Source organism: Desulfosarcina cetonica JCM 12296 (assembly GCF_001311845.1).
GTDB classification, from domain to species: Bacteria; Desulfobacterota; Desulfobacteria; order Desulfobacterales; family Desulfosarcinaceae; genus Desulfosarcina; species Desulfosarcina cetonica.
The window spans coordinates 1-7721 of the sequence record NZ_BBCC01000251.1 but is presented as its reverse complement, the minus strand read 5'-3'; the positions used below and the strand labels follow the sequence as shown (position 1 = coordinate 7721).

Genomic DNA, 7721 nt, shown 5'->3' with positions numbered 1-7721 from the left:
CACCTTGAACCAGATTAATCGGACGCCGAGGGAATACTAACCAGTGCCCATCCAGAAATGGCCAATTTGCTCGATATCCATATTATAGCCAACATCGGCATGTTCACACCATGGCGGCATCCGCCGGACTTTCAATAACGGCGAGTGATTATGATTTCATATTGACATTGAATGCTTAATTCGCTACTAAGTTGGGACTCCAAACCCAAAATTTAAACGGCAGTTCGCCGAAATTACTAACAAATCTGTAAAGGAGGATTGAGTAACATGCCGACAGTCGAATTTGGTGGAAAAAGCTTTACCGTTGACGAAGATGGTTTCATTGATGATTACACCAACTGGTCCGAAGAATGGGTTCAGTACGTCAAGAAAGAAGAAGGTATCGACGAGCTGAATGAAGAACACAAGAAGGTCGTATCCGTGCTTCGCGAATACTATGAGAAAAACGGCATCGCCCCCATGGTCCGCGTTCTTTCCAAAGTGACCGGCTTCAAACTGAAACACATCTACGAGCTGTTCCCCTCCGGCCCCGGAAAGGGAGCCTGTAAGATGGCTGGTCTGCCGAAACCCACCGGCTGCGTCTAATCCAGCACCCGATCCAGATTTAAAAGGCTCCGCTTGAAAACAAGCGGAGCCTTTTTTTTGGCTTTTTAGGCCGAAGGGGTTTAGATTATGCGTCTGACAATTAAAACCCACGCCCAAACCGAGATGATCGATGTGACCGCCCTGATTCAGCAGCAAGTGGTTGACAACGGCCTGGCAAACGGCCTGTGCATGGTCTTCGTGCCACACACCACCGCAGCGGTGACCATCAACGAAAGCGCCGATCCGGCGGTGCGCGAGGATATCCTCATGGTGCTCAACCAGATGGTTCCCTGGAAAGCGGCCTATCGCCATATGGAGGGCAATTCACCGGCGCACCTCAAAGCCTCCATCATCGGTGCATCGGAAACCGTGGCCGTGGAAAACGGGCGACTGGTGCTGGGGACCTGGCAAGGCATTTTTTCTGTGAATTCGACGGCCCGCGAACGCGGAAACTGGACATCCACCTGATTGGGGCATGATGCAGCAAAACATCCGTATCGCCGCCGTAGTCTGCCGCTGCCCGGTGGGGGCCGTGGACCACAATCTGGAAAGAACCCGCCACTGGGCGGTTCGCGCCAGCCAACGCGGTGCCACCCTGGTATGCTTCCCGGAAATGAACCTGACCGGCTACTGCCACCACCGGAAGGCCCGGCATTACGCCATCCACGCCCACGGCAGGGAGGTCCGGTCGTTGATCCAGCTGGCCCGGGAAACGCAATTGGCCCTTTTGGTCGGGTTCGCCGAAAAGACCCACGAGGGTTCCCTGTATGCCAGTCACATGATCATCACGCCCCAGGGACGCACCGGAATCTATCGCAAGCTGCACCTGGCCCCTCCTGAAGCCGCCTGTTTCCAGGCCGGCGACCATCTCCCGGTATTTCACTGGGCGGGCGTCCGCTTCGGTATCCAGCTGTGCTACGATGCCCATTTTCCGGAGTTGTCCACCCGCATGGCCGAGGCCGACGCGGATGTCATCTTCCTGCCCCACGCCTCTCCGCGCGGTCAGGCGGCGGACAAGCACCAGTCCTGGATGCGCCACCTGCCCGCCCGGGCCTTCGACAACGCCCTGTTCGTGGTGGCCTGCAACCAAATCGGCGACAACGCCAACGGCCTCCATTTTCCCGGCAACGCGGTGATTCTTTCACCTTCCGGTGAAATCATCGACACGCTTTTGACGGGAAGCTCGGGCATGCTGGTCGTCGACCTGAAAGCCACCCAGATCGCGCATGTGCGCAACCACCGGATGCGTTACTTCCTGCCCAATCGGCGGCCGGCTCTATATCGGCAGAAAACACTCACGCAGGACCTTGATTCGGAAATCGGTACTGACGCGGCCAACCGCCCATACCAGAAGCGGAATGAATCATTGATGGACTCGTAAAAAGCAGCCTACCCCGTCTTACGGGGAAATATCCAGGTTCAGGAAGTCACCCATTGTGGGTTACTTCCTTAGAAGCCCGAGATCAAGGCTTGCGAATCCAGAGGAATGAGGCGTAACGCCGATATCGGGCTTTTTACGAATCCGTCAATCATTCGTCAGGGAGCAATTGGTACTCGCTCCCCGCCTTGACCAGTCGAATGCCGAACTGGCCGATCGTTGCCGCCAAGGGACGTCCGAAAATAAAATCGAGCATCTCGGCATCCGTTCCCTTTTCGACCATCAACTGGCGCAGGTGGGCATCGAAACGCAGAATCTCGAGGATCGCCGTCTCCTCTCGATAGCGCCCGTCCGCATTGCCCCGGGCCACCAGCGCGGACAGGCGATCATAGGCGCACCGACGCTCGTGGTCCTGGACGAGTTCCCACAATCCGGGCACTTCCGCCAGCAGATCCTCGCGGGTCAGCCGATCGACCGCATACACCGCCTCGATGCCCCGCGTGTCGCGGCAATCCAAAACGCGGCATTCCAGGGGTCGTGACGCATAGATCCCGCAGCCCCGCTGATCACGATCGTAGAAGCAGCAGGTCCAGCGGCCGTCCCGCCCCCTGATCTTGACGATCTCACGTTCCAGGGGCACCAGCGTGCCGGCCACATTGTCACGCACCCGTTCCCCTTTGCGCAGGGTAAACAGACAGCGCGCCGGGATTTGCCCGTCGACGACCAGCGGTTTGTCGGCCAGGTGCAGCGACGGACCGCCCTTCTCGCAACAGGTGCCGCATCGCCGGCAACCGGTTTGCCCATGGGGTTCTATGCCGGTTGCCGTCATCGGGTCTCCTCCGTGGGATGGGGGATAAGCGGATCGGTCACGCGAAACAGTCGTCGCAGATCTTCGACCACCAGGTAAAAGCTGGGCACCAGAATCAGGGTGATCACCGTGGCGAAGAGAATTCCGAATCCCAGGGAAAGCGCCATGGGAATCAGAAAACGCGCCTGCCGGGAGGTTTCGAAAATCATCGGTGCCAGCCCGCCGAAGGTGGTCAGGGTGGTGAGCAGAATCGGCCGGAAACGGTGAATCCCGGCGTGGTGGATAGCATCCCCGGCAGACTCTCCCAGCATCCGCTGACGGTTGGCAAAATCGATGAGCACCAGTGAATCGTTGATCACCACGCCCGACAGGGCCACCACGCCGAACATGCTCATCACGCTCAGGCTGTAGCCCATGATCATGTGGCCGACAACGGCCCCCACGATCCCGAAGGGATCGAAACCATGATGATGATCGGCTGGATGAAGCTGTTGAAGGGAACCGCCAGCATGGCATAGATCACCAAGAGGGCAAACATCAAGCCCACCATCAGGCTGTGCATGCTTTCCCGCCGATCCGCCTGACGGCCCTCGAAACTGTAGGTCAGTCCGGGATACTTTTCCTTGAGGGCCGGCAGGGTCTCGCCAATCAAGGCGCCCATGACCCGGTCGGCCTGGCTGCGCGGATGGACATCGGCGGTCACGGTCACCACCCGCCGGCCGTTGCGCCGGTCGATGGTCGTGTAGGCCCTTCCCTGGCGGACATCCACGGCTTCAAGGAGCGGGATCTCCTTGCCCGCCGGCGTGCGCAGGATCATCTGCTCCAGATCGTGTTCCGAAACGCGTTCGTTCTTCGGCAGGCGGACCATGACCTTGACCTCGTTGCGCCCCCGCTGCTGGCGCAGGGCCTCGGCGCCGTAATAGGCATAGCGCAATTGACGGGCCACTTCCTGGGCGCGCAATCCCAGGCTGCGGGCTTCCGGCCGGATTTTAAAGTCGAGCTGACGTTTACCCGGTGAGTAGCCGTCGTCGATATCGCTCACATTGGGAAAAAAGCCCAGGGTCTCGGCCACGTCGGCACTGGCCCGGGCCAGCACGTCCACCCGCCGATGACTCAATTCGACGGCAATGGCCGCCCCGCGGCCCGGCCCGCCGGCATCGGATTCGAACTTGAGCGACTCCAATCCGGTCATCGCCCCCACCCGCTCCCGCCACAGGTGGTCAGTTGGGCCGTGGAGATGGGGCGCACGCCCGGCGGGGTGAGATAAATCCGCACCTCGGTCTCGTTGGCGTCAACCACCGCATAGATCCCTTCGGCCAGCTTATCCCCACCGTTTTCCGCGACCAGTTGGCGGGCCGTGTCCACCAGGCGCCGCTGGACCGCCTCGGTCCGATGAACCGCCGTGCCGTATGGCAGTACGGCCGTCACCAAGGCGTAGTCGGACTCGATCTTGGGGAAAAGCTCGAATCCCATGCGGCCGCTTTGAATAAAACTGATCGTCAGCATCAGCACCGCGGCCCCCAGGCTGATCACGATATAGCGGTTGCGCAAGGCCAGGCCGAGCAAAGGGCCATAGCGGGTGTGCACCTGCCGCGAAAACCAATGGCTGAAGCGTTCCTGCTTGTGCAGGATCCATCCGAGAAGACCGGTTTCCGGACGGAGTTTGCGGTGGCCGATATGGGCCGGCAGAATCAAGAGGCTTTCGATCAGCGAGACCGCGAAGACCGCCACCACGACCACGGGGATCTGACGGAAGACCTTCCCCATGATGCCCGAAACGAAAAAAAGCGGGGAGAAGGCCACAATGTTGGTCAACACACTGAAAGTCACCGGCATGGCAATCTCGCGGGTACCGGCGATTGCGGCCCTCAGCCAGGATTTACCGGCTGATGGTGATGATACATGTTCTCGCCGGCCACGATGGCATCGTCCACCACGATGCCCAGGGTGACGATAAAGGCGAACATGGACATGACGTTGATGCTCACCCCGGCGGCGGGCAGGAAAAAGAGTGAACCGAGAATCGAGATGGGAATGCCCATGCTGACCCAGAAGGCCAGGCGCGGCTCGAGAAAAATTGCCAGCAGGATGAACACCAGGGCAAGACCGAAATAGCCGTTGCGCAGCATCAGGTCCATGCGCTGACGATAGATGTCGGAACGGTCGTTGCGCGGCACCAAATGGACCCCCGGCGGCAAATCCGGACGGATCACCGCCATATTGGCGCGCACGGCGTCGGATACCTCCAGCGGCGTCTGCTCCCCCACCCGGTAGACATCGATGAGAATACAGCGCTCGCCATTGTAGGTGGCGAAAGTGTCGGTGTCTTCGAAGCCATCTTCCACCTCGGCGATATCCCCCAAAAGAACCTGGGTGCCGTCATTGGCCGTGATGATCGGAATGCGGGCGAATTGAGGACCGAAATCGCGCCGTTCGGTCATGCGCACCAGGACATCCCCGCTTTCGGTTTTGATGGACCCGCCGGGGAGTTCCACGGCCGCCCGCCGGATCGTCGCGGCCACCCCTTCCAGGGTAAGGCCATAGGCCCGCAAGGTGGCCTGGGGAACGGAAATGCTGATTTCGTAATCGCGGATGCCGGCAAGATCCACCTGGGTGATACCCGGATCCTGGAGCAACCGGTCGCGAACCATCTCGGCCGTTTCCCGCAGGATCCGCTCTCCGGGGTTGCCGTACAGCGCCAGGGAAACCACATAGCGACGGCGCTGGTTGATCGTCACCCGGGCATCCTCGGCCTCGTCGGGAAAGGAAGTGATCCGGTCCACGGCGTTCTGGATATCCTGGGCCACGCGTTGGATGTTCTTGCCCTCGACGATTTCGACCGTGACCGTGGCGGACCCCTCACGGGCCACCGAAGTGACCTCCTTGATGTCGTCGAGCCCCTGAACGGCCTCTTCGATGGCCAGAATGATCCCCCGTTCGACCTCTTCGGGACTGGCGCCGGGGTAACTCATGGCGATGGTCACCATATCCAGTTCGAAATCGGGAAACACCTCTTTTTTGATCTGACCGGAGAAAATCAGCCCGCCCACCAGAAAAACGACCATCAACAGGTTGGCCGCCACGGTATGCCCGGCCATCCAGGCGATCGGCCCTGACTTTCGGCGATCCCCTTCCGATTCGGGTCCCAGCTGGTCTCTATCCATTGGCGCCCCCGGCTGCGGGTTGATCCGGCTGGCTTCCTGCACCGCCATCCGCCTCCATGAGCGGCATGCCGTCCACCGGCATGGGCAGATCCGAGACGATCAGCCGCTGGCCGGGAGCAATGCCGTTTTTCATCAGCACATAGTCGGCATCCCGCCATACCGTCTCCACCGGTGTAATCTTCAGATGATTGTCTTTTGAGAGAAGCCAGATGGTGTTGTTGTCACGCAGGGCGGTTCTGGGAATGCGATAGACATCGGCAAGCCGGCGGCCCTTGATTTCCACGCGCACATACTCGCCGATCAACAGCGACGGTGTGCCCTGGCCGGTTGGGGCATTCAATCCGAGCGGATCCTCGACCGAGACCAGAATCCGGGCCATGCGGCCCTCGGTTTCCAAATCGCTGAGCAGACGGGCCACGGTTCCGTGGCGCTGGCTGCCGCGGTAGAAAACGGTCGCATGCGCACCCTTTTCCGTCTGCGTCCGCGGAATTTGAATCCAATCCAAACGCTCCACCGGCAAGGATACCTGGATCCAATAGGCATCGGTTCCCACCAGTCGGCCAAGGCATCCTGGGTGGACACCTGGGAGCCGACCGACACATGCTTGACCCGCACCACGGCGTTGAACGGCGCCCGCACATCGGTGCGCGACAGATCCAGACGGGCCTGGGCGAGTTGGGCCCGCGCCGACGCCAGATCGGATTTCGCCTTGGCCAGATGGGGCTTCCGGAGGGCCAGCTCGGCATCCTCCTTATCGCTTGCCGCGTCAGGCTTGAGCAGGGCCCATTCCCGGCGGGCCACCTCCTGATAGCCCATCTCGACCTTGAGGGCGTATTCGGCATCGACCACGGCGCTCTCCTGGCGGGCAATGGCCAATTGATAATCCTGGGGATCGATCTTCAAAACCTTCTGTCCGGCCCGGATCAGCCCCCCTTCGACAAATTCCGGATGAACGGATTGGATCTGACCCGCCACGCGCGATTTCAGGGTAATGGTTCTGGCCGGGATGACCACGCCCATGGCGGAAACGGTTACCTGGTGGAAATCGGGAAAGAGCGGTTGCGTGCTCACCCGCAGGACGGTTCGCTGCGGCGGACGCTTTTGCGCCTGGGGGGCCGACCGCTTGATGTAGCCGGCGCCGGCGAGTCCGAGGGCAAGAATGATGATACAGATCACCGGGGTTCGCAGGCGGGATACGACAGGGGGATCCGGGAGAGCATTTTTTCCGAAGGTCGGGTATCGGTTCGTTCATTTAAGGTTTATCCTTGGTCCTCAACAACGGTCTGGGGCGCAACCATCTCATCGGGCAGTCCGCGCCACCCGCCGCCCAGGGCGCGGTGCAGGGAAATCCGATACCGGATCAGCGTCTCCTGCTGCGCAATCAGGTCCCGCTCGAGATCCTGAAGGGCGATCAACTGGGTCAATACGGGCAGGTAGTCACTCAGTCCGCGCCGATAGCGCTGGACGGCCTCCTCGAAACCGTGACGCGCCGCATCCATGACGTTTTCCAGCCCCTTCAAATACTCAAACTGCCGGGCTTCGTTCTCGAGCGCATCCTCGACCTCCTTTACGGCCGTCAGCACCGTCAGACGGTAGGCCCATAAATTTTCGTCCACCTGGGCGTCGGCATGGTCCACCGCCGCCGCCAAGCGGCCACCGTCAAAAATCGGTGCCGTCAGGCGCGCGGCCAAACTGAGCAGCCAGGTATCGAGCAACTGCTCCAGGTCGGCGGGTCCGAATTGCGCGTCGGCGTTCAACTCCAGTTTCGGTAATCGGTTGGCGCGGG

9 protein-coding genes and 1 pseudogene are annotated in these 7721 nt (G+C 60.5%); 3 read left to right on the top strand and 7 right to left on the bottom strand.

Annotated features, from left to right (window positions below; genetic code table 11):
• Nucleotides 1–267 precede the first annotated feature (267 nt).
• The 3 genes from JCM12296_RS30815 to JCM12296_RS30805 all read left to right on the top strand — a co-directional run bounded on the left by JCM12296_RS30815 (nt 268) and on the right by JCM12296_RS30805 (nt 1966).
• The gene (locus JCM12296_RS30815) at nt 268–585 is read left to right on the top strand and encodes a TusE/DsrC/DsvC family sulfur relay protein (protein ID WP_054701071.1); all 318 of its coding nucleotides are present in this window, start codon (nt 268–270) and stop codon (nt 583–585) included.
• 87 nt (nt 586–672) lie between these two features.
• Nucleotides 673–1053, top strand: coding sequence for a secondary thiamine-phosphate synthase enzyme YjbQ (locus JCM12296_RS30810; RefSeq protein WP_306304174.1), 381 nt, complete (start codon nt 673–675; stop codon nt 1051–1053).
• 7 nt (nt 1054–1060) lie between these two features.
• On the top strand, nt 1061–1966 hold the full coding sequence (locus JCM12296_RS30805; RefSeq protein WP_157068046.1) for a nitrilase-related carbon-nitrogen hydrolase: 906 nt from the start codon (nt 1061–1063) through the stop codon (nt 1964–1966).
• Between the two features lie 148 nt (nt 1967–2114).
• Here the strand turns inward: JCM12296_RS30805 and JCM12296_RS30800 are convergent, their stop codons facing one another.
• The 7 genes and pseudogenes from JCM12296_RS30800 to JCM12296_RS30780 all read right to left on the bottom strand — a co-directional run.
• Entirely contained in the window at nt 2115–2792 is a 678-nt protein-coding gene (locus JCM12296_RS30800; RefSeq protein ID WP_054701069.1) for a YkgJ family cysteine cluster protein, read from the bottom strand.
• Nucleotides 2789–3963 (bottom strand): annotated as a pseudogene (locus JCM12296_RS46370) (efflux RND transporter permease subunit). The gene JCM12296_RS30800 and the pseudogene JCM12296_RS46370 overlap by 4 nt, the downstream one beginning before the upstream one ends.
• Nucleotides 3960–4607 (bottom strand): efflux RND transporter permease subunit, encoded by a 648-nt coding sequence (locus tag JCM12296_RS48465; RefSeq protein WP_281492217.1) that lies wholly within the window; start codon nt 4605–4607, stop codon nt 3960–3962. Before JCM12296_RS48465 ends, JCM12296_RS46370 begins: the two are co-directional and overlap by 4 nt.
• A gap of 32 nt (nt 4608–4639) precedes the next feature.
• Nucleotides 4640–5935 (bottom strand): efflux RND transporter permease subunit, encoded by a 1296-nt coding sequence (locus JCM12296_RS48460; protein WP_281492216.1) that lies wholly within the window; start codon nt 5933–5935, stop codon nt 4640–4642.
• Entirely contained in the window at nt 5928–6314 is a 387-nt protein-coding gene (locus tag JCM12296_RS30790; protein ID WP_054701066.1) for a permuted SH3 domain-containing protein, read from the bottom strand. Before JCM12296_RS30790 ends, JCM12296_RS48460 begins: the two co-directional genes overlap by 8 nt.
• Nucleotides 6272–7111: an efflux RND transporter periplasmic adaptor subunit gene (locus tag JCM12296_RS30785; protein ID WP_054701063.1), complete on the bottom strand. Its 840-nt coding sequence runs from the start codon at nt 7109–7111 to the stop codon at nt 6272–6274. The genes JCM12296_RS30790 and JCM12296_RS30785 overlap by 43 nt, the downstream gene beginning before the upstream one ends.
• Before the next feature lie 83 nt (nt 7112–7194).
• On the bottom strand, nt 7195–7721 hold a 527-nt coding region (locus tag JCM12296_RS30780; RefSeq protein ID WP_172684197.1), incomplete at its 5' end, for a TolC family protein.